We start from the raw sequence: 21,751 nt of genomic DNA, 5'->3' as shown, positions 1-21,751 counted from the left end.
AATATGGCTGAATACTTTTTATTCCAAGGCATGATCTCTCATAACATCCTCACCGGCTGTAATTTTTAATGAAGTCCATTTCATCTCTTCCCCTGACCAGAAAGGATCAGAAGGGAGCAGCCCCAGCGGGAGGAATACGGAGGCGCATAAATAAAGACTGCCTGTATTGATATAGCTCTCCGCAAGCTCCGGCTGATAACCGTATACCCCCGGACGTAGCCATCCGGACTCATCCAGCGTATCCGGATATTCCATAATTCGCGTAATCACAGCTGTCAAAGCGCAGCGTACCTGTGCAGGGGGCAATGCTTCCTCCAAAAAATGCTGCAGCGCCGCCTGCGACAGCAGTTGAAACGCCCCAAAACGGTAAACGATCGAACGCCCGATAAAGGGATAGGTTCCATCCGGTGCAATGATCCGTTCGAGAACAGTAGCGTATCGCTGTGCCCGTTCCAGAATCAGCGGTTTCAATGCGGAATATTGCTCCGACTCCTGTTCAAAAAGTGCTACCACATCCACCAGCATCGGCTGAATAACAAAGCTGTTGTAATAATCCCAGTGAAAGTCCTTGCCATCCCCGTAAACTCCGTCGCCCTTATACCAATCCATGAACATATGGACCGCATAACCAACGCGCATCCGGTCATATTCAGGATCGCCGAGTATATACAAAGCGGCTTCCACCATTGCACTGAACAGCAGCCAGTTGCTTCCGCTTGGCGCTGTCCGGCGTGTCTGCTTCAACGCTGTTATTAAGTTCCCTTTGACCCGCGCACTCAGCTTGGCGGCAAGTTGCTTTGGTGCACGAACCAGCGCGTGTGCCAGGAATGCCGCATCAACCAGCGGTTGGCCTTCGGTCTTGAATTCCATATAATCAGGTGAATTCGGATCAACAGCGGCATCAATGGCTTCCAGCATTAGCCCTGCATAACGTGCTCTAAGCTGTTCTTCCGCACCCTCAAGTCCCTCTAGTTCAAGCCAAGGGGCCATTCCGCAAGCCAATCTCGCAAAAGCCTCCAAATGGGCAAACTGGCTCCGATCCCTATGAAACTCTGTAGGCAGCTGTTCCTTTAATTTCCGCTCAGCCAAAGCATTCAGCACAGGCCCCCCGATCAGCAGCATTGTATCCAGCCAGTATTTACGCTGTTCCTTCCCATTCATGCACAATTCCACCCTTTCAATTGCGTCTAATCAGCTACAGCTATTTCTCTTGCCTACCGCCTGAATCTTGTTATATTGCGTAATCTTCTACTATAGTTTAGTGTTGTATTATTGCAATGTCTTTGCGAATAATGATGTTTTATTGCGTATATTGTGATCAATCTGAAAGGGGCAATTCCAATGAAGCATGCCCAGTATTATGAGCCGTTCGATGGAGATATTCTGGCAGGTATCGGAAACTCGCCCATCTCACCTACCAGGGATTTTCACATCCATGATCACTATGAGATTTTCCTGTTCTTGGGCGGCAAGGTGAACGGTTTTGTAGATCAGTTCAGCTATCCCCTGCAGCGGGGCAATGTTCTGTTGTTCAACAATCACGAGATTCATAAAATCATCAATTTATCTCCCGAGCCTTATGAACGGTTGACAATCCATTTCAAAGCTCCACTTGTCTATCCCTTCTGTACCGCATCTACAAATCTGCTCGCTTGTTTCCAGAACCGCCAGCCCGGAGAGCATAATCTCGCGCAAATGGATGAACCGCTGATTGCAGAGTATACAGCCCTTGCTTCCCGCCTGATTGAGACATTAGAGAATAAGCAGTACGGGAGCGAAGTTCTGGCTCTGACCTACCTGGTTCAAATCCTCGTCCTCATCAATGAGCTGTACAGCCGTACCCGATCCACCGTGCCCAGCATTATTTCCTCACATATTCAATCAGCCATGAGCTATATCGACAACCACTTGCATCTAAATCTGTCACTGGAGCAAATCGCTGGAGAACTGAACGTCGATAAATATTATCTCAGCCATCTGTTCAAACAGCAGACAGGCGGAACCATCTACCGTTACGTCTTGCTCAAAAAAATAGCGTTATCCAAGCAGCTCTTGTCCGCCGGGAACTCCGTATCCGATACCTGCTATCTGTCCGGCTTTAACGATTATGCCAATTTCATCCGTACCTTCAAGAACATCACGGGCATTCCACCCGGAAAATATGGTAAAAGAGCTGAGCTATAAAACTCAAATTCAAGGATTTTTCAAAAAAAGATGCACTCGCAACTGCGGTGAATAGTTGGACTTCCGGCCGCTGTTTTCCTAAGCACTCCCTGCCTCTCCAAATCTATAAAGAACCTGGCAGCCCGCTTAATGCAGCCTGCCAGGTTCTTTGAAATGCTACTTACAAATATCCCAGCAGATTGGAGATAACTTGCGCACCTTCGGCACGGGTCATCGTCTCTTGTGGCGCGAATTGCTTATTGCCGCGTCCCTTGATCAGTCCCGCCTGCTCGGCGATATTTGCTGCGCTCTTCGCCCAGTCATGAATCCGGGAATAATCACTGAACGATCCTACAGCAGGTTCATTGGTCCCGCTTCCCTGCAAATATTCATAAGCACGAACGATCATCACAGCCATTTCCTCGCGGGTAATGCTCTGATCCGGTGCGAACGAATCTGCACTTCGTCCGAGCACGATGCCAGCTCCGCTAACAGCTGCAACGGCTTCGGCATACCAGGCCTTGGAATCCACATCACCAAATGTTGCATGGCTTCCTGCCTTAAGCCCAAGCGCGCGTGCAATCATAGCAGCGAATTGTGCCCTAGTTACATCCCCTTGCGGATTAAATTCCGTACTGGAAATGCCTTCGATAATATGCTTCGCGGCCATGGTCTTAATCACATTAGTAGCCCAGCTGTCACTGCTGACATCCGTGAACAGCTTATCGTATTCCAGGACCGCATACTGGCTGAAATGCCGTATTTCAGCAGTCCACTTACCATTAGTCAACGTTCCGCGCATGAAATCAAGCGCACCATTTGCAGAAATATAGTAGCTGCCTAGCAAGCTTATATTGGCATCCGGATCTACGTTGAACGTAAGTGTCAACGGTTTATCAAAAGCAGTTACCGTTACAGCAGTGCCGTTCGCAGCAACAACCTCCAAGCTGAAGTTGATCACATCACTTGCCGCAGATAAATGTACGGAACCATTAACAGCCCGATTATTGATTAACTGTTCCACAGCATCTCTGGATACCTTCACTGCTGAGAGCTTAATTCGCGCCCCCTCCGTTTGACCTCCAATAGCTTTTTCTTGAATGCTCTTCAGCACTTCTGGGGTCAGATCGATAGCAACCTTACTCCAAGCCAGACGTAGAGTGTTCTCTCCGATGATTCCTGATAGTCCTGCTGGAAGCAGTATGGATTCTGTAGCTTCAGTAAGCTGAACCGTTATTACTCCTCCAACCGGTGCCGTGAAATCCTTTCGATCAAGAACCTTTTCGGCCTGCGGCAGCGGTGTTGGCGCCGGGGACGGGGTGACTGCTGGCGTTGGTGCTGCCGTCCACACTGGTGCTTCCGTTGGCGCCGGCGTAGATGTTGGTGCTGTTGTTGGCTCCGGTTCCGGCGTTGGTGTTGGTGTTGGTGTTGGTGTTGGTGTCACTACCGGAGGTTGCTCTGCTTCGCCCACTGTCACGGTTCTAGTCACTTCGATAGCCGCGTTGCCCGCCGCATCACTCACATTATAATGATAGGTGTAGATGCCTGCCGCCTTAGTGTCCAGTGCCAGCACATTCTCCTCATTCTTCGTAATCGTTGCTACAATGTGCTCCGTAATGTCGCCGTCACGGTCATCTACCGCTGTGGCTCCGGCATCCGTATATCTTGCGCCATTTTCCAGTTGAATGGATGGTTCACCAAGCAGTGTAATCACCGGCTTCATTACATCCGGATCAAGTGCAACGACTACTTTTCTTGTCACTTCCGCAGCCGCATTGCCTGCAGTATCGCTGACATTATAATGGAAGGTATAAATATCAGCTTTCGCCGTATCGAGAGCAGTCAAGCCGTATACTTCACTGCTAACTGTTGTAGTTATACGGTCTGTAATATCACCATCCTTGTCATCATAAGCAGTCGCTCCTGCATCTGTATATTCAGAACCGATGTGCAAATTCACTGTCGCATCACCTAACAGAGTAATCAAAGGCTGAACAGTATCCGGCTCCGGCAGCTTGATTGTTCCGCTCGCTGAACTGTCCGCTGTAGCCTCTCCCTTACTCAGTGATACCGTAAAGCTGAAGCTGCCGTTAGTCTCATCGGTTGCTTCTTGGAAGGAAGACAAGGTAATCTCACCGATCGCAACTCCAGTATCATTGAGACCGGGCAGAGCGCGTATCGTCTGCAGCAGCCAAGTCTGGACAGCTTCTTCGCTGTTTGCCGCTTCCTTCTGCACGCTGTATACCGCACCTTCTATGATACTCTTAGCCTCATTTACAGCCTGCTCATTAGCAACACTGGCTTTATCTCTAGCTACAGCCACATAGCTGATCAATGCAGCCTGATTGCCTGAATACGTATTGTTTATTGAGTATTTCACAGTACCGCTCAACGGAAGCGTGAAGTCATAGTTAATCATAGCGCCATTAGGACCTGCGACGAGGCCGGTTCGGACCGGTTTGGTCACTTCTTTCCCTTCAGCGTCAATATAGCTGAGCGTAATATCCATCGTGCGGTTGGTGTTGTTCCACCAGTCCCGATGGAATGACGTAATCGTATATTTGCCTGCGTTCAAAGGGAGTAGGTATACAAGTGGATTATTTTTTGTATCCGAACCATAAACACCTGTCTGACTTTTATCAGAAGGAACTACAGCGCCACCAAGCCCCTTGAGGAGGTACTTAGTACTGGTATGCCCCCATACGCTATTGCCTGTCGAAGGCTGATCCGCCTTGTTATTAAGCAAGCTGTCACCTACAAAATCCTTGATTAATGTATACGGCGGCGTGATACCGTCCACCGATACACCAGCATCGAGGAAGTATAAGAGCCCCTCCGGCACCACTTCCACATAACAAGTTGTTTTCAGATTTCCATAAGTGCCGGTTACAGCTACCCGTTCATACGGATTATTGAAGCTGGCCGCATTTACATTCCACTTTACTGATACCAGCAATTTGGATCCGTCTGCCCGAGTGGCTTCCACCTTGTCTGGAAGATTCGGCAGTTTTCCGGCATAAGTAGCCAAATCCTGAGGAGCGACAAGCTCCCGTATATCTCCCGTAGTCAACTGGTTCTGGGCGGAGATCAGGCGTGCTTCAAGCTGAGTAACTCCTTCCTGATCCAATTTGTATAAAATAGGATTATCCAGCGCTTCCTGTGCAGCGCTCTGTGCATCTACGAAGAGCTGCCAGTCTCTGTCCGAATATTCATCCTGTTTGTTCATTTCTTTCACGGCTGTTACCGCCGCCTGAAGAGCAGCAGTATCTACAGTACCGGTTACTTCCCCGGAAACAACCGCCACCGCATCGACAACCAAGGTGCCGCTTACCACCTTTATTTGCACATGGTGCTGGCCATATTTAAGCCCGCGGAGTGTGTACGTCTGGTACAGCTCCTTGGAAGCTAATGTATCAGCCGATAGAGTAATAACTTTTCCGTCCACCGTTACCTCAAGCTTCGCCGATCCGTTATTCGCTCCTAGAATATCCAGTCCGGTACCTTCAAACGTGTATTCCATTGCAGCGTCTACAGCCTGGCTGGTAGAAAGAGAACGCTGGTAAATGTACATGCCCGCTCCGTTTATATGGCTCCACGACCCGGTATATATCAATTTAGGGTTCGGAGCAGCAGCCAGGTCATACATTTCAAGATTGTCTAGAAGCTCTGAATAATACGGCGTGTAGCCCTCAACCTTCTCCACCTTCAAATTATCGAAGCGGACGTGATAGTAGCCGCTGGCCAGATCTACCCGGCCGGACAATTCAGGAGTAGGATCGGTATAGGAAGCCAGCTTCACCCCATCCAGATAGGCGGTCACTTTATCGCCCGCAACCTGAACGGCAATATTATGCCATGCGTCATATGCGGTATCGAATCCGTCGATCTTCACGCCGCCGGAACCGTTCGCGGCATTTCCGCTCGCAACTGCGCTATTGTTGACCAGCAGCTGCCAGCCGCCGTCGAACCAGAATTTCAGCACATACGGTGTACCGGTTATGGAGTGGGAACTGCCACCTCCCTGATAACGGGCACCTATCGCAGCATAATTGGCTCCGCCCTGAGTATTGTTTGTTTCGAACGAAACATCAACACTGGCCTTGTAGTTCATCCACCGGTTGTCGCCGATGGCCGTTACTGGATCTCCGCTGTTCCATGTGCCGCCAAGCCCCATGGTTCCCGTGTCCAGCTGCTGCCGCAGGACATAATTATCAGACCCGTCCGGAAGATAGGCCTCAAATGCCCCATTGCGGTCATGGGTATAACGCGGGGTAACGCTTTGGGAACCGCCGCGGGATTCAATATAGCTCTGGGTACCCTCATATTGGCCGCCTGCACCAATCTTCACGACAGTTTGCTTAGAATAGTCAAAATCATCAGCGTACAGAATGTTGTCCCCAGTACTGTGTCCCGCTCCTGTAGTATCGGTATCCAGTACGGTACGCTCGCCTTCTACAGGCAGCGGTGTATTATATTCTTCTTTGTCCTTGTTCTTCAAAGTAGACACGGTCACGGTCGAATACGGTTTAACTTTAACGGTATACACCCCGCTGCCATCAGCAGTGATATCACCGAGATACTGCATATAATTGCTGTTGAACGCTTCTCCTGCATCAGCAGCACGGGTTTCCCATACTTCCATGGATGGATTACCCGTATAAGCCATATTGACTGTCTGCAGCTTGTAGATTTTGGAATACTCGCTGTCGTTCACGATAACCGTCGAGAAATCTTTTTTATCAGGTGCTGCAAGGGTTATATAGCTAGGGGAACCGTTGCGGCCGCTGACCGGATTGGTGCCTGTCGCACCTGTGGAGCTGGCTTGAGGAACCGCTCGCCAGATCCCAGCAGTATTATCCTCGTTCTCCCAGCCTACATTCGCAAACCAGCTGTAATGCTGCAGAGTAACAAGACCCGCATCATAATGAATCCAGCCTGACCACGGATCGCGCATGCTGACCAATTCCTTGAAGGAATATTGTCCGCCTTCATAGAAGGAGCCAATGGCTGGCTGGTAAATAAAGTGCGTCCGGCGGGAGTTAACGAATCCTTTAATAATCGTGTTACTCATCTCCAGCGGACTGCCGACACCACCAATGCCGGTTCCTGCCACTGTAGGATCTTTCATATTGTTGTTAGGACGGAAAGAGGAATTACTGAAGGTAGACTGCGCCTCACTGTTCCAGACCTCAATATCATATTGTTCTGCGAGTTTTTTGAAATTGCCTGCGCTGTCGTCGTCCGTGTTGTAGTGGTATCCAGCGATCGGCACAGCTTCCCGCAGAGAAGGATCACTCACCATACTGGCACCGAAGCTACCAATCCCGACTTCATCGGAAATCACAGACTTGATCCGGTTGTACAGTTCCCGCTCTTCGGTGCTGTTGAAGCCTTCGCTGTCAGTCTTGACTCTCTCAGCGTACTGTTTGGTCCACGCCAAATCTGGAGCGTGCTCGTTGATATAAGGATTAACGTAATCGGCCATATAACCGTATTCACGATAAGCGGCCAGAATGGTTTTTTTGTACCAGGTATAGATTTTGTCGTTGTTATTCGCCCAGGCCGGAGCACTCCATCGCAGGATGCTCACTTTAAGATCAGGGTTCACTGCCTTGGCATCTGCGGCAAGCTGGAAGCCGGGATGCCGGGTAACATTTGCCTCTTCATCGGCCGTACGCATAGTCGCCGGGTCAGGTCCGGTGGAGTTATTGCGGTCATTGCCCATCTCGATTTTCACATGCGTCATGAGCGGATGTTCTCCACCAAATAAGATCTGAAGCGTTTCTGCATAAGCCTCTGGATGCTCTGACTTATAATCCAGCAAAAGCGCACTGGTGCTGTTAGCGCTTAGTACACCAAATCCCTTGAATGTGAGGCCGTTGACATTGTCAGCTTGGATATCGTTGCCGTCAAGCAGAACCTTGACCATAGAAGCTGCGCTCTGTGTAGCTTCTTCGATCTGTTTCTTGATTCCGCCCTTGGCAACGGCGAACCAGCTCAAAATAGGTTTTTCGTCAGCAACATAGGCGTAAGTCAACGTCATTGGACTACTAACGTCAATGTCTCCAGGAATGGTGAATTCGCCTGAAATTAGCTTAGTCACATTAGTGTTGAACTGGTCAAACAAGATCGTCTTGGTTGCCCCGCTAGCATCCTTATACTCGATCTGAGGACGTATTACACGGGAGCGGCTGCCATACCAATCATGGAAACCGCTGCTGAGCGTATAGGTTCCAGCTTCAAGCGCTTTTAATTTATACACGATATGATTGCTGGCAGGGTCGGCACGAAGTCCGACAGTCCATAGGGACGGATCAGTAGCTGGATCGGTAAGTCCCCCGTCTTTGGAATTCTTGACCTTGTTTACGGAATCATCAAATCCCCAGTCCGCCGTACCGCTGATATACTTCTGGTCGGGGGACTGGTTGAGCAAATCGCTGCCGCTCAGCGTGCGAATCGCTTCGTACAGCGGCGAGGAAGTAGGCCCGTTGCCTACGGAATCGCCCCCTCTGCCGCTATCCACAAAGTAAACCAACGGATTACTTGCGGGCGGAATAACTTCCACACTGGCAACGACCGGCCCCCCGTTCGCTGTACCGCTGACGGTCACGGCATCGTATGGCACGGCAAAGGTATCTGCACCAATATTCCAGTTCACTGCTGTGCTCTGGCCTCCGATATCAATGCTGGATGGCAGAGTAGTATCTGCAATTGTTGTCGCCCCCATATGGGCGGCAGCGTAGATAGAATTTACGGTAGCAGCAGAGGCTGCAGACAGAGTGAATGCCGGAAACATCCCAACTACGAGCGCAGTAGTCATCGTTATTGAGAAAAACCTTTTACGAAAGTGACTTCTGTTCATTCTCTTCTCCTCCTTTGATTGTAAATCAATAAAAGAAAGCGTATTCATTTCGTTGTTAAACGAATAATCACTAGATTTATACAGACCCCTTTGACTTATAAAAAACCTGGCAGCCTATAAAAAATGCAACTGCCAGGTGAAATACGGTTCTAGCCCTTAATGCCCGATGCTGCAACACCTTGTACAAAGTACTTTTGCAGAGCCAGAAAAACAATTACAACCGGAATAATGGAAACCACACTTGCGGCCATAATCAGGCCATATTCGGCGGAATATTGCGAGATGAACATTCTTAGTCCAATTTGGATGGTCTTGAGTTTCGTATCCGTCAGATAAATCATTGGCCCCAGGAAGTCATTCCAGGTGGCGACAAAGGTGAAGATCGTCAATGTAGACAATGCTGGCTTGGACAACGGCAGCATGATTCGCGCCCAAATTCCATATTCGCTCAAGCCGTCAATACGGGCAGCCTCGCATAATTCATCCGGAACACCTTGATAGAACTGGCGCATCAGAAATACTCCAAATGCCGAGAATGCCTGCAGCAGTATGATTGCCAAATGCGTGTTGTTAAGCCCCATGTAACGCATCAGGATAAATTGCGGCACCATGTAAGCCTGCCAAGGGATCGCAATTGTTGCAATATATCCAAGGAATAGAATGTTTTTTCCCCGGAAATGCAGTTTGGAAAACGCATACGCAGCAAAGCTGGAAGTCAGTAGTTGTAGAATCGTTACGATAATCGATAATTTCGCCGTATTGTAAATAAAACGGCCCAGCGGAATGCGTGTCCAGATATCCGCGAAATTCTCCCAGCGCGGATTCTGTGGAATCCACTGCATTGGGAAGGAAAACACATCTTTGTTCATCTTGAGTGAAGAAGACAACATCCATATATACGGAACCAGCATCGCCAGTACTGTCGCAAACAACAAAATATACACAAGAACCATAAGGCTGATTCTAAGTCCTTTACTTTTACCAACCATATCTTTTGAATCCTCCTATTGTCCGTATTTCTTCTCGCCGCGGAACTGGACGATGGTGATGCCAAGTACCAGCAGAAACAATACAATGGCCATGGCGCTGGCATATCCGTAATCAAGCGAGCGGAACGCCGTATTGTAGATTTGATACACCATAACCCTTGTAGAATCATTCAACTGGTTATCGGCGCCGGCAAATAGGTTGATAAAGATATCGTAGACTTTGAACGAATTGATGACTAGAATCATCAGAACAAAGAAAGAGGTAGGCGCCAGTTGAGGGACCGTCACATTGCGGAATCTTCTCCACGCGCCCGCACCATCAAGTTCAGCAGCCTCATACAATTCAGGGTTGATGCCCTGCAGACCTGCCAAGTAAATAACCATGTAATAACCCATGTTTTTCCACACTGTGAACAGTATTACTGTGAACATCGCCCAGTGTTTATCCGCCGCCCAGCGGGGAAGATCCTCCAGCGGGATACCGGTAAGGGTATGCAGGATATTGTTGATCGGACCCATCGTAGGACTGAAGATAAAGTTCCATACGGCAGCAACGGCTACCAGGGATGCTACATAAGGGAAAAAGAATACGGTTCTCATGAAATTGCGGGCCATTATCTTCTGATTAAGCAGGATCGCCAGCGCCAGCGCGACAATCATGGTAAACGGTACTACGCCAATAGTGTAAACAATGGTATTCCATAATGCTTTGTGAAATGTTGTATCTCTGATCAACCGGGTGAAATTGTCCAGCCCGATAAACTTCATTGGATTGGCCCCGTCCCATTTCACAAAAGCAAGGATAAAGGCAAAGAACATAGGTACCAGTGTAAACAGGGCAAATCCGATAAAGTTCGGCGCAATGAAGCTGTAAGCTACCAGGTTTTCCCGGACACCTTTTGACAAATGACGTTTAGGGATCTTTTTTGTACCCAATATGGTTTCGTTCTGCATTCTTTCTCCTCCAAACCTTCTAAAACTTCCCCACAAATCTATACGCTTTAATATAAAAGGCGGGCTTTCACCCGCCCTTAGAACCGGCTCTCTTAAGGTTAATTATTCAAGAGCTGCTGTACGCGAGCATTCATATCATCCAAACCTTCGTCAATCGAAGCATTTTTAGTCATAATATTGTCATGCGCTTCATTCAAAATAACTTCGATGTCCGCGCTCTTTTCATGCATAGGCATTTCCAGATAAGTCTTAACAGTAGTCAGTGCCGCTTTGCTGTTCTCATCCGCAGGGAAGCCCTCGATGGAAGTAATGGAATTGATAACTTCATCATTCTTAATCGCTGGAATGGTTCCGGTGGAAGCAATAACTTTAGCGCCTTCTTCACCAGTCACGAATTTCATGAAATCAAGTGCTGCTTCTTTATGTTTGGATTTCTGATTTACAGCCAGAGAAGTAATTGTACCCAGGGTTGTACCGGCTTCCACACCATCCGGATGAGGGTATTTCGCAATGCCCCAGTTAGCCGATTGGGACTCGCCGCTCTTCACTTTCTCAATCTGTGTAGCGATAAACCAGCTGCCCATGTTCATAGTAGCAACGGAATTATTGTAGAATACGCCAGAATAGTGCGTGCTTGAAGTCTTCAGTGTGGCGTAATCCATTACGATGCCGTCTTCCTGTTCTTTCAGGATCCGCTCATAGGTTGGCTTCAAGAAATCGTAGTTTCCGTCAACAACAGTGTTCTTGCCGTCCAGAATACCGAACAGTTGAACCGCACTACGCCAAGTATGGTAGTGAGCTCCGTACACTTTTTCAGAACCGCTGCCAGAAGTCATTTTTCTGGCCAACTCATCATATTGCTCGAATGTCATATCATTGCTTGGATATTCCACTCCTGCTTTGTCGAACAAATCTTTATTGTAGTAGAGAATCCAGAAATCGCTGCGAAAAGGAAGCGCATACACCTCATCGTTCACTTCGATTTGTTCTACAGTACCTCCATATACCGAAGGATCAATAGCGTTGCCACTCATAAAGCTTTTAAGCGGCTCCAGGTGATTCTGTTTCACAAGGTTCGAGTAGCCCGGAATATCTTTAATTGTAAGTACGTCCAGATCTGCGCCACCGGACAGTTGTGTGCTTAACATGGTCATATAGTCCGTCGACCCCAGATCGACATATTCGATCGTTACATTCGGATGCTCAGCTTTGTAGGCATCGATCAGTGGCTTGTAGTAAGCGGTAGCTTCCCAATCCCACAAGGCCCATTTCAAAGTCACAGGCTCCTGGCTCGGTTCAGCGGAAGCGTTTGCAGAATTCCCCGTTGCTGGAGCTGTCGTTGCAGCAGCACCTTCGTTGTTGTTATTACCAGAACATCCAGCCAGCAGACTCATGGAGAATACTGTGGCGAGGGTTATGCCATAGAATCTTTTCAGTTTCATTTAAATATCCCCTTTTCTTCTGATTGTGTAACTACGATCGGCTCTTCTGAGCTTAGTTCAAAGTTTATAGCTTTTTCCGCAAGAATGGCATGCATTATCAAACAAAGTTCATTCACTTTTCTGTGCTCTTCTTCCCTGCTCGGGTTCAAACCTGTAATTTTCTATCTAAAACATGTAAAATATTCAGCTTATGTACCTCCCCCTGTATCGGAACGCAGGAATATGCTATGGTATATGAAAACGCTTTATATGTTTTCACATTTTGTAGAGGAGTGTTAAATACGGTAAGAAAATCCACCATTAAAAGTCGCATTATTCTGCTCATGGCCGTATTCGCACTGCTGATAGCGTCGCTGCTTTCTTTTTTCAGCTATGAATTAATTACTTATTATCAGCGTAAAACAACCATCCAGGCGACCGAGTTCAATCTGCAGCTGGTATCTCATATTATTGAACAGGATTTGATTGATCTGTCATCCCTGGCGATGACCTGCAGCACTAACTCTTCTACTAATACCCTGATCACAGACTACTTCAGCTCACCTAAGGCTAGCTCTAAGGAAGCAGTTAATGTATTCAACTCGATGCAGCAGGACTTCCTGAACAACCGCTCCAACAGCTATGCCCGCCGTCTGATTGTTACGGATAGCAACGGCAAGTTTCTGCAGGTGGATAAAACCGGCACCTCTGTTCCGCTTACCATACACAATATCGGTCAAATTACCGGCCTTAGCAATGATGCCGAGGAGAAATGGGACCGGGTGATCAAGGACCCGCTCTCCAACACGAACGGAATTCCTTTTGTTTTTCCTATTTACGGCAAAGGAGCTTCCCGGGTTGGAACGGTGTACCTGTTAGCGAATACAACTGTTATTACCGACAAGCTGAAAGGGTACTCCCTGCCGAAGAATTCCCGGCTGCTGCTGACGCTCGGCAATCATCATTATCAGCTCATCGGCGATCAGGTCATCGCCATTGCAGAGCCGTATGAACCGGTGGCCTATACCAATGATAAACCTGTCGGTCCGCAAACCGAGCTGTCCATGGTCAAGCTGGCGGACGAGAAAGAGAGCCATATCGTGGTATCTTATCCCGTACGCAGCGGAGTCATTCTGTCACAGACTTTATCCAATGACCTGTTCGCTCCCAAGACAAATATATGGATTCTGGTTATGCTCGGCGTCTGTCTCCTGGTTATTGTCTTAAGCGCTATCATTACGCTGTATCTGACCCGTACCATCAGTCTTCCGGTGGAAAAACTGAAGAAGCGGATTGATAAGATCGCCCAGGGCAATTTCCTGCTGGACCGCAATATCGAATGGAACAGCGAGCTTGGCGATGTCGGACGGGGTATTAACCGCCTGTCCCAAGATATCGTAGCGCTTATGGACAGCCGGCTCGCTGACGAGAAACAGAAACAGGAGCTGGAATACCGGATGCTGCAGAGTCAGATCAATCCCCATTTCCTGTACAACACACTGAATTCGATCAAATGGATGGCTACAATTCAGAATGCTACCGGCATCGCAGAAATGACCACTTCACTATCTAGACTGCTGCGCAGCATCGCCAAAGACAACCGTAGACTGATGCCGCTGAAGGATGAGCTGTGCCTGCTGGATGATTATTTTCTGATTCAGAAATATCGCTATGGCAGTACGGTCTCTATGGTGAAGGAGATTGACAACGAGGAACTGCTAACCGGCCTAATTCCACGATTCACGCTCCAGCCCCTGGTCGAGAACGCCATCTTCCATGGCATTGAGCCCAAAGGCAGAGGAGAAATTCTCATTAAGGTGGCCAAAAGTGGATTCGCCGATATTCTAGTTACGATTGAAGACAACGGTGTAGGGATGAAGGAAGAAGAAATCTCCACGATTCTGTCGAATCCAGGTGATGGAAGCAAAGAAATGCCCGAGAATATTGGACTCCGCAGCGTAAATGAACGTTTGCGCCTGGCATTTGGAGATAATTACGGTCTTTCGATTGAGAGTGAGTCGGGCCAATATACCCGGATGAAGATTCTTCTGCCGTTCCTGCAAAAGGAATAGAGTAGCATACCAAGCAAGGATGTGATGGAATTGATCAAGTTGTTAATCGCTGATGACGAGGCGCTGGTCTGTATCGGCTTGCAGTCCATGCTGAAGTGGGAGCAATATAATATAGAAATTGTCGGCATTGCACACAACGGGGCTCAAGAGGAAGAAATGATTGACACCCTCCGTCCTGACATCGTAATCAGCGATATAAAAATGCCAATTAAAAGCGGCTTAGAAGTTGCCAATGCGGTACGCAAAAAACACGGCCGGCTTCCGCTGTTTATCATCTTAACAAGCTACGAGGAATTCGAATACGCACGTGGAGCGATTGAAGTGCAAGCCACAGATTATCTAGTGAAGCTGGAACTGACACCAGAGGCACTTGATGCCTCCATTCGGAAAGCAATTTCCCAATTGGAGGCTTTTCAAACCCTAGACAGCTATCCCATGCTTGCTCATAGAGGCAATCTACAAGCCCAACGCGATAAATTTTTCATCCGCCTGTTCAATAACTTATTCGCAAATAAAAACCAGTACCTTCTGCAGAGAGATGATTTAAACCTTGAGCTCAAGGAACCTGCTTATCTAGTCTGCACTTGCCGTATTTTGGGACCAGACAGTGTCCCGCCCCGCGGCGATAAAATGGTTGCTCTGTGCTCAAGTACCGTCCAAATGGCCAAAGATACGCTTACTTCCATAAGACCTTGTTATGTGACCAGTCTGGACTTGCGCAATTTTGCTGTAACCCTGCCCGTCAACGGGACGGATTCACGGCAATGGATGCCTGAGATTGAAATGCTATTGACCCATATTGCCTCCATACTCCATAACTACTTCAATGTAAGGATCATCGGCGCGATCGGCTTTGCGGTCGAGGATCCTTATTTGCTGCGGGAAAGCTACCTCGCTGCGCGAAAAGCGCTTCCTGCTGCGGTTAAAGCACAGTCGTTTGTGTTTTTTGCCGAAGGAGAGTCGCTGGAGCAGGATCATCTGTTGTTTGATTTCTCCGAATTGCGTACAGAGATCCGCCGTGCTTTTGAAGAAATGGATACCCAAGCTTTATACGCCATTATCTCCAAAATGATCGAAATCTTCGACGGCCGGGCCGACCTGCTGGTTCCCGCCACTGATGCCGCCTGCAACATTCTGTATATGGCCACTTCACTACTTGCAGACGGTGAGAATATTGTGGAGCAAATTTTCGAAAATGAACCGGAGGGCTACCGGGCTATCTACCAGATGCATACGATTGAAGAGATCGCCGGCTGGCTGATCCAGTTCCGGGACGGTTGCTCGGACATCCTCTCTACCCGCAGACAAAGCTACAAGGAGCAGCTCGTCAAAAATGTCCAAGAGTATATTAAACGAAATCTCGGAACTAAGCTCTCACTCAATCAAGTGGCAGATGTCTTCAATTTCAGTCCCAACTATCTGAGCCACCTTTTCTCCAAGGTTGCCAAGGTCAACTATGTGGAATATATCACGGAGATCAAAATCACGACAGCCAAAGAAATGATGGCACGCGGGGAAGGTCGCATCTACGAAATCTCACAGAAGCTGGGATATGAGAGTGCCTTCTATTTCAGCAAGGTCTTCAAAAAGGTAACCGGAATTTCCCCCAGAGAATACATGCAGCAACTTAAAGCAGATTCACCGCCTGACCGAAGCCTCGGAGTAAACAACCGTTCTTGAGATCAAGAGATTATTAAGAATAACCCCACTTCGCAAAAATAAAGCCAATAAATCTGCAAGGAGCAGGCTCTGTTCCTTGCAGATTTATTGGCTTGCCATCACCCTCAGCAGCATCCCTAAGTATCACCCTTACTCCTGCAAATTTTTTTATTTTTATTTTTAAACTAGCAAAATACTAATACTCCGGTCTTTCTGCCCTAAAAGCCTGCCAAAAAACCGCTTACGAGACACTTTCCCAGCTATTAAGACGGCTGTTCCCATATTGACTTTTCAACATATAGTAATTAAAATAAACAACGCACACTAAATATAGTATAGATACAATTTTTCAGTATTTAAAGCTTATCCATTCAGTTTTCATACTATTTTCAATAGTTTTTAATATTTACAGGGGGACAGACACCATGCTAGTCGCGTATGATTCAAAAACAGGAAATGTCAGACGCTTCATCAGCAAACTTAAGTTGCCGGCTGTGCAGATTGAGGAGCATATGACGATTGACGAGCCCTATGTGCTTATTACATATACCACCGGCTTTGGACAGATTCCAGAAAAGGTGTCTACTTTCTTGAAGAACAATAATGCCAATCTGAAAGGCATAGCCGCCAGCGGCAATAAGAACTGGGGCGAGCTGTTCGCGCACAGCGCGGACTTGATTGCAGATCGGTATAACGTGCCCGTTATCGGTAAATTTGAGTTATCGGGTACATTTGGCGATGTAGAACGGATTAAACAGGAGGTGAGCCGGGTTGCGGCATATTGAATTAAACAACATGTTGATGAAGAGAGACGAAAGTGGCTTCTTTCAGTTAGACAAAGATCTTGAGGCAGTAGCCGAATTTATGCGGGATGTAGAGCGCCGGAGTCTGGTTTTTGCGAATACAAAAGCCAAGGTTGATTATATGATTGAACAGGATTTCTACGAGAATTTTTACGAACAGTACAGCACGGCGGAGATTGAAGAAGTCTACCAGATTACCCACGCCTACAACTTCAGTTTTCCATCTTATATGGCAGCTTCGAAGTTCTACACGGATTACGCTGTAAAAACCAATGACCGCAAACAATATCTGGAGCATTACCCGGACCGTGTGGCGGCAGTCGCCCTTCACCTGGGACGCGGCAACGCCGATACTGCCGGGGTACTTGCCCGTTCGATGATGGAACAGCGCCTACAACCTGCGACCCCAACCTTCTTAAATGCCGGTAAGAGCCGGCGTGGTGAGCTCGTCTCCTGCTTCCTAATCGAAATGGACGACTCGCTCAATTCCATCAACTATGTGCTGAATACCTGCATGCAGTTGTCGAAGATCGGTGGCGGTGTGGCCGTCAACCTATCCAAGCTACGCTCCCGTGGTGAAACTATCAAGGGTGTTGAGGATGCTGCGAAGGGAATTATACCTGTACTCAAGCTGATGGAAGACGGCTTCTCCTATGCAGATCAGATGGGTCAGCGTAAAGGATCAGGAGCAGCCTATTACAACATTTTTGGCTGGGACGTTCTGGAATTCCTCGACAGCAAGAAGATCAACGCCGACGAAAAAACAAGACTCAAAACCCTGTCCATCGGCCTGATTATTCCAAACCGCTTTTATAAGCTGGCGAAGGACAATGAAGCGCTGCATGTATTTGCTCCTTACAGTGTGTACAAAGCCTACGGAACGCATCTCGACGATATGGATCTGGATGACATGTATGATAAGCTGCTGGCCGATCCACGTGTCAAAAAGAAGAAAGCTATGAGCGCACGGGATATGCTGACCAAAATTGCCATGATCCAGCTGGAATCTGGCTATCCATATATCATGAACAAGAGCAATGCCAATGCGGCCCATGCCCTGAAAAACGTCGGACAGATCAAAATGTCCAACCTTTGTACTGAAATCTTCCAGCTGCAGGAGACCTCAGAGATTGCCGACTACGGACAGGAGAGTACAATCCGCCGCGATGTAAGCTGCAATCTGGCTTCCTTGAACATTGTTAACGTGATGGAACATGGCAAAATCCGTGAATCCGTACATGAGGGCATGATCGCCCTGACCGCTGTTAGCGATATGACCAGTATTTCCAATGCCCCAGGCGTAGCCAAAGCAAACAAGGAAATGCACTCTGTCGGTCTTGGCGTCATGAATCTGCACGGCTATCTGGCTAAGAACAACATTGCTTATGAAAGCGAGCAGGCCCGCGATTTTGCCCGGACCTTCTTTATGACCATGAATTTCCACTCGCTGGAGAAAAGCATGGAAATCGCTGCCGCGACGGGCCGATCTTTCCATGGATTTGAGGCTTCTGATTATGCTACGGGAGCTTATTTTGAGCGTTACCTGACTACCGATTACCGTCCGGTTACCCCAAGGGTACAAGAGTTATTCGGAGATATTTATATCCCATCCCCAGCTGACTGGGAACAATTGCGGGATGCGGTAAAAGCAAATGGCCTATACCATGCTTACCGTTTGGCGATTGCGCCAACGGCCAGCATTTCCTATATCCAAAACGCCACTTCAAGCGTTATGCCGATTGTTGAGCAGATTGAGACTCGGACTTATGCTAATTCAACTACTTATTATCCGATGCCGTACCTGCGGCCGGACAATGTGTTTTTCTATAAATCGGCTTACCAGATGGACCAGTTCAAGGTAATCGATCTGATCGCGGAAATTCAGCCCCATATCGACCAAGGTATCTCGACCGTTCTGCATGTTAACAGTGATGTTTCCACCAGAGAACTGGCCCGCTCCTACCTGTATGCGGCGCATAAAGGCTTGAAGTCGCTGTATTACACCCGGACCAAAAAGCTGTCTGTCGAGGAATGCCTCACCTGCTCGATCTAAAAGGAAGGCTATAGCCGCAGAAAAGGAGATTGCAATATTATGACCGCTATCCAAGCCGTTAACTGGAACCGTCCCGACGACGATTTCTCATTGATGTTCTGGAATCAGAACATTATGCAATTCTGGACGGACGATGAAATTCCATTATCCGATGATAAAATGTCCTGGCTCACGCTCAGTGAGCAAGAAAAGGACTCCTATATGAAGGTGCTGGGCGGTCTGACACTGCTGGATACGATTCAAGGCGGAGTCGGTATGCCGCAGATTATGGAGCATGTCGAAGGCCTTCAACGTAAAGCCGTACTGGGCTTCATGGGTATGATGGAACAAATTCATGCCAAATCGTACAGCAGTATTTTCACCACTTTGTCCTCTACAGAGGAGATCGACAGTGTATTCCGCTGGGTAGAAGAGAACCCCTTCCTCCAGTTCAAAGCGGAGACCATATCACAATATTACAAAAATATAGACTCACCTAAAGACCTGTACCTCGCCATGGCAGCCTCCGTGCTGCTCGAGAGCTACTTGTTCTACAGTGGTTTCTTCTATCCCCTATATCTGGCTGGGCAGGGCAAAATGACTTGCAGCGGTGAGATCATCGACCTTATTCTACGGGATGAGAGCATCCATGGGGTATATGTCGGCGTGCTGGCACAAGAGATCTTTGACGGGCTCCCAGAAGACGAGCAACGCGAACTTCACCATACGCTGGTAGAATTGCTTCGACTGCTGCATGAGAATGAAGAGCGTTATACCGAGCAGATCTATGCCCCTATCGGATTGGTGGACGAGGTTAAGACTTTCCTAAGATACAATGCCAATAAAGCGATGATGAATCTGGGCCATGATCCGCTATTTGACGAGGAAGAGATCAACCCGATTGTTCAGAACGGGATCAGCACCCACACCAAGCAACATGACTTCTTCTCGAAGAAAGGCAACGGATATGTCCGGGCGCTTAATGTGGAGCCACTGAAGGATGAAGATTTTCAATTTTAAATATAGATAAAACAAAAAGTGCGGAGAAAGCTCTCCGCACTTTTTGTTTTATCTATTTATTAGATTATTGCAATTTTTTCAGTACTGTTCTAGCTTCTTCATAGGTATCGTAAGCATCAGCAAAATCTCTTCCAAAAATACGTTTCAATTGCATTTTCCAAATTGGGTTTTTAGTTACATAAGCCCATCCTGCTTGACCAGCTGCTTTCGCCATCTCACCTGTTGGAGCCAACATTGCTGCAACTTCAGGAGAAAGTACACTTGCAGATTCAGTTACATCAGTTGTACCCGTAAATTTAGGACTAACAAGCTTCATGATATTCTCAAAATCTTTCAAGTATCCTGGAACATCCTCAGCAGAAAAATCGATAGATACTACATCGATGTGGTTTTCACTTTTGTTGTATTTAATTGTGTATGACATAATTGTATTCCTCCAAGTTTTAATAGTTATTTTTTAATAATAGAAAGTAATGTATGTAACTCCAACAGACAAAAAAATTTCTGCCCAGGCTTTTCAGTAACTTCTACTTTTGGCAACTGGGTTTGGAACAAACTGCCTTGTTTAAATGATGCCATATCGTTACAATCAATAGTAAATGACATCTATTTCCTGTATCGTTTTATTGCAACATCCTTTCTAATATATTTTAACTCATACCTATTACCTATATTATTATCGACAAATTTCTTTTTTTATTTATATTAAAATACAAATTTCTACAAATTCCAACATATCCATGGTTATATTTGCCTTAATTTCATTCACACTTGTGTAATTCCGTTATCATTTAGAAACAACTAAAAAAGGCTCTGCGTGCGCCTTCCAACTCCAGTCCATTCATCCTACAGGATTTTCGAACAGGAATACGCCGCAAAGCCTTCGATACTAGATGCTTATATAGGTAAATTAATCCGACTAATTACTTAGTTGCGGAGTAGCCCCCGTCAATCACATGTGCTGTACCTGTAATAAATGAAGCCTCATCACTTAGAAGGAAACATGCAAAAGCAGCTACTTCCTCAGGCGTACCATATCTGCCCAAAGCCGTTCCAGAAGCGATAAGAGATTGAAGCATCTCTACATCATCAGACAACAGCTTTTCGTATCTGTTCATGGTTGGTGTAGGGATAGGACCAGGGCAAATAGCATTTACTCTGATATTACGGTGACCCACTTCTTTAGCAACCGATTTAGTCATGCCCACAATGGCGTGTTTACTTGCTGAATAAGCTGCATCATTTGCCATCCCAATAAAAATACCATGCAAGGAGGAACAGTTTAGAACGGAAGCACCGGATTTCATATGTGGTAATGCATAATGCAACATGTAGAATTGGCCATTAAGATTTGTCTGAATCACCTTTTGAAACAATATCGGATCATATTCTGTAACATCCGCATTATCTCCTGTAATTGCTGAGTTATTATAAAGGCAATCAATCTTTCCATAAGCTGCTAAGGTTTGATCTACGATATTTTTGCAGTCTGCTTCAACTGAAACGTCTGACCGCACAAACAGTGCTTCTCCACCTAAAGCTTTGATTTCTTCGACTGTGTTAGCGCCAGCATCTGATCGATTGGCAACTACTACAGTACCACCCTCTCTTGCTACTCTCAATGCTGTAGCTTTTCCGATTCCGGTACCAGCACCCGTAATAATAACTACTTTGTTTTCAAATCTGTTGCTACTCATTATGCGCACCACTTTCTTATGTCTTTTTCAGGAAGAGGATTTGAACCTCATAGACCCTAATGTCACCTGATACAGTGTA

Annotated in this window: 13 protein-coding genes; 6 read left to right on the top strand and 7 right to left on the bottom strand. The window is 47.1% G+C overall.

Annotation, left to right across the window (positions count from 1 at the left end; translation table 11 throughout):
- Positions 1-18: 18 nt before the first annotated feature.
- A complete protein-coding gene (locus tag MKX34_RS06860; RefSeq protein WP_076224213.1) occupies positions 19-1,161 on the bottom strand; it encodes a DUF2264 domain-containing protein in 1,143 nt (380 codons plus the stop codon).
- Between the two features lie 180 nt (positions 1,162-1,341).
- On the opposite strand from MKX34_RS06860, the gene MKX34_RS06855 reads away from it, so the two are divergent.
- A complete protein-coding gene (locus tag MKX34_RS06855; RefSeq protein WP_076107207.1) occupies positions 1,342-2,184 on the top strand; it encodes an AraC family transcriptional regulator in 843 nt (280 codons plus the stop codon).
- Between the two features lie 160 nt (positions 2,185-2,344).
- Here MKX34_RS06855 and MKX34_RS06850 read toward each other — a convergent pair whose 3' ends face one another.
- From MKX34_RS06850 to MKX34_RS06835, 4 genes are all read right to left on the bottom strand, one after another.
- On the bottom strand, positions 2,345-9,025 hold the full coding sequence (locus tag MKX34_RS06850) for an S-layer homology domain-containing protein (RefSeq protein WP_143763808.1): 6,681 nt from the start codon (positions 9,023-9,025) through the stop codon (positions 2,345-2,347).
- Positions 9,026-9,174: 149 nt separating this feature from the next.
- Positions 9,175-10,014 carry a carbohydrate ABC transporter permease gene (locus tag MKX34_RS06845; protein ID WP_080742424.1) on the bottom strand — a complete coding sequence of 280 codons (840 nt, stop codon included), beginning with the start codon at positions 10,012-10,014 and terminating at the stop codon, positions 9,175-9,177.
- Between the two features lie 15 nt (positions 10,015-10,029).
- Positions 10,030-10,968: a sugar ABC transporter permease gene (locus tag MKX34_RS06840; protein WP_036675858.1), complete on the bottom strand. Its 939-nt coding sequence runs from the start codon at positions 10,966-10,968 to the stop codon at positions 10,030-10,032.
- Between the two features lie 98 nt (positions 10,969-11,066).
- A complete protein-coding gene (locus MKX34_RS06835; RefSeq protein ID WP_038569278.1) occupies positions 11,067-12,410 on the bottom strand; it encodes a sugar ABC transporter substrate-binding protein in 1,344 nt (447 codons plus the stop codon).
- 323 nt (positions 12,411-12,733) lie between these two features.
- Between MKX34_RS06835 and MKX34_RS06830 the strand changes: the two genes are divergently transcribed.
- The 5 genes from MKX34_RS06830 (at position 12,734) to nrdF (ending at position 19,975) form a co-directional block, all read left to right on the top strand.
- A complete protein-coding gene (locus MKX34_RS06830) occupies positions 12,734-14,461 on the top strand; it encodes a sensor histidine kinase (RefSeq protein ID WP_339204646.1) in 1,728 nt (575 codons plus the stop codon).
- A 30-nt stretch (positions 14,462-14,491) separates the two neighbouring features.
- On the top strand, positions 14,492-16,141 hold the full coding sequence (locus MKX34_RS06825; protein ID WP_076297788.1) for a helix-turn-helix domain-containing protein: 1,650 nt from the start codon (positions 14,492-14,494) through the stop codon (positions 16,139-16,141).
- Between the two features lie 404 nt (positions 16,142-16,545).
- Entirely contained in the window at positions 16,546-16,905 is a 360-nt protein-coding gene (nrdI, locus tag MKX34_RS06820; protein WP_036675861.1) for a class Ib ribonucleoside-diphosphate reductase assembly flavoprotein NrdI, read from the top strand.
- Positions 16,892-18,976, top strand: a complete 2,085-nt coding sequence (nrdE, locus tag MKX34_RS06815; protein ID WP_036675863.1) for a class 1b ribonucleoside-diphosphate reductase subunit alpha — start codon at positions 16,892-16,894, stop codon at positions 18,974-18,976. Before nrdI ends, nrdE begins: the two co-directional genes overlap by 14 nt.
- 39 nt (positions 18,977-19,015) lie before the next feature.
- Positions 19,016-19,975, top strand: coding sequence for a class 1b ribonucleoside-diphosphate reductase subunit beta (gene nrdF / locus MKX34_RS06810; protein ID WP_076099522.1), 960 nt, complete (start codon positions 19,016-19,018; stop codon positions 19,973-19,975).
- Between the two features lie 64 nt (positions 19,976-20,039).
- On the opposite strand, the gene MKX34_RS06805 is transcribed toward nrdF, so the two are convergent.
- Positions 20,040-20,399, bottom strand: a complete 360-nt coding sequence (locus MKX34_RS06805) for a hypothetical protein (RefSeq protein ID WP_036675871.1) — start codon at positions 20,397-20,399, stop codon at positions 20,040-20,042.
- A 499-nt stretch (positions 20,400-20,898) separates the two neighbouring features.
- Complete coding sequence (locus tag MKX34_RS06800) at positions 20,899-21,672, bottom strand: SDR family NAD(P)-dependent oxidoreductase (protein WP_036675873.1); 774 nt, start codon at positions 21,670-21,672, stop codon at positions 20,899-20,901.
- Positions 21,673-21,751: the final 79 nt, after the last annotated feature.

It is taken from the genome of Paenibacillus sp. FSL R5-0636 (assembly GCF_037974255.1).
Taxonomy (GTDB): Bacteria; Bacillota; Bacilli; order Paenibacillales; family Paenibacillaceae; genus Paenibacillus_AQ; species Paenibacillus_AQ odorifer.
The sequence above is the reverse complement of the archived record's forward strand: the minus strand, read 5'-3'. Positions and strand labels throughout refer to the sequence as shown.

Bases quoted from the DNA above. Each gene is read 5' to 3' on its own strand.
- MKX34_RS06860 (WP_076224213.1), bottom strand. From the start codon at position 1,161: ATGAATGGGAAGGAACAGCGTAAATACTGGCTGGATACAATGCTGCTG.
- MKX34_RS06855 (WP_076107207.1), top strand. From the start codon at position 1,342: ATGAAGCATGCCCAGTATTATGAGCCGTTCGATGGAGATATTCTGGCA.
- MKX34_RS06850 (WP_143763808.1), bottom strand. From the start codon at position 9,025: ATGAACAGAAGTCACTTTCGTAAAAGGTTTTTCTCAATAACGATGACT.
- MKX34_RS06845 (WP_080742424.1), bottom strand. From the start codon at position 10,014: ATGGTTGGTAAAAGTAAAGGACTTAGAATCAGCCTTATGGTTCTTGTG.
- MKX34_RS06840 (WP_036675858.1), bottom strand. From the start codon at position 10,968: ATGCAGAACGAAACCATATTGGGTACAAAAAAGATCCCTAAACGTCAT.
- MKX34_RS06835 (WP_038569278.1), bottom strand. From the start codon at position 12,410: ATGAAACTGAAAAGATTCTATGGCATAACCCTCGCCACAGTATTCTCC.
- MKX34_RS06830 (WP_339204646.1), top strand. From the start codon at position 12,734: ATGGCCGTATTCGCACTGCTGATAGCGTCGCTGCTTTCTTTTTTCAGC.
- nrdI (WP_036675861.1), top strand. From the start codon at position 16,546: ATGCTAGTCGCGTATGATTCAAAAACAGGAAATGTCAGACGCTTCATC.
- nrdF (WP_076099522.1), top strand. From the start codon at position 19,016: ATGACCGCTATCCAAGCCGTTAACTGGAACCGTCCCGACGACGATTTC.
- MKX34_RS06805 (WP_036675871.1), bottom strand. From the start codon at position 20,399: ATGTCATACACAATTAAATACAACAAAAGTGAAAACCACATCGATGTA.
- MKX34_RS06800 (WP_036675873.1), bottom strand. From the start codon at position 21,672: ATGAGTAGCAACAGATTTGAAAACAAAGTAGTTATTATTACGGGTGCT.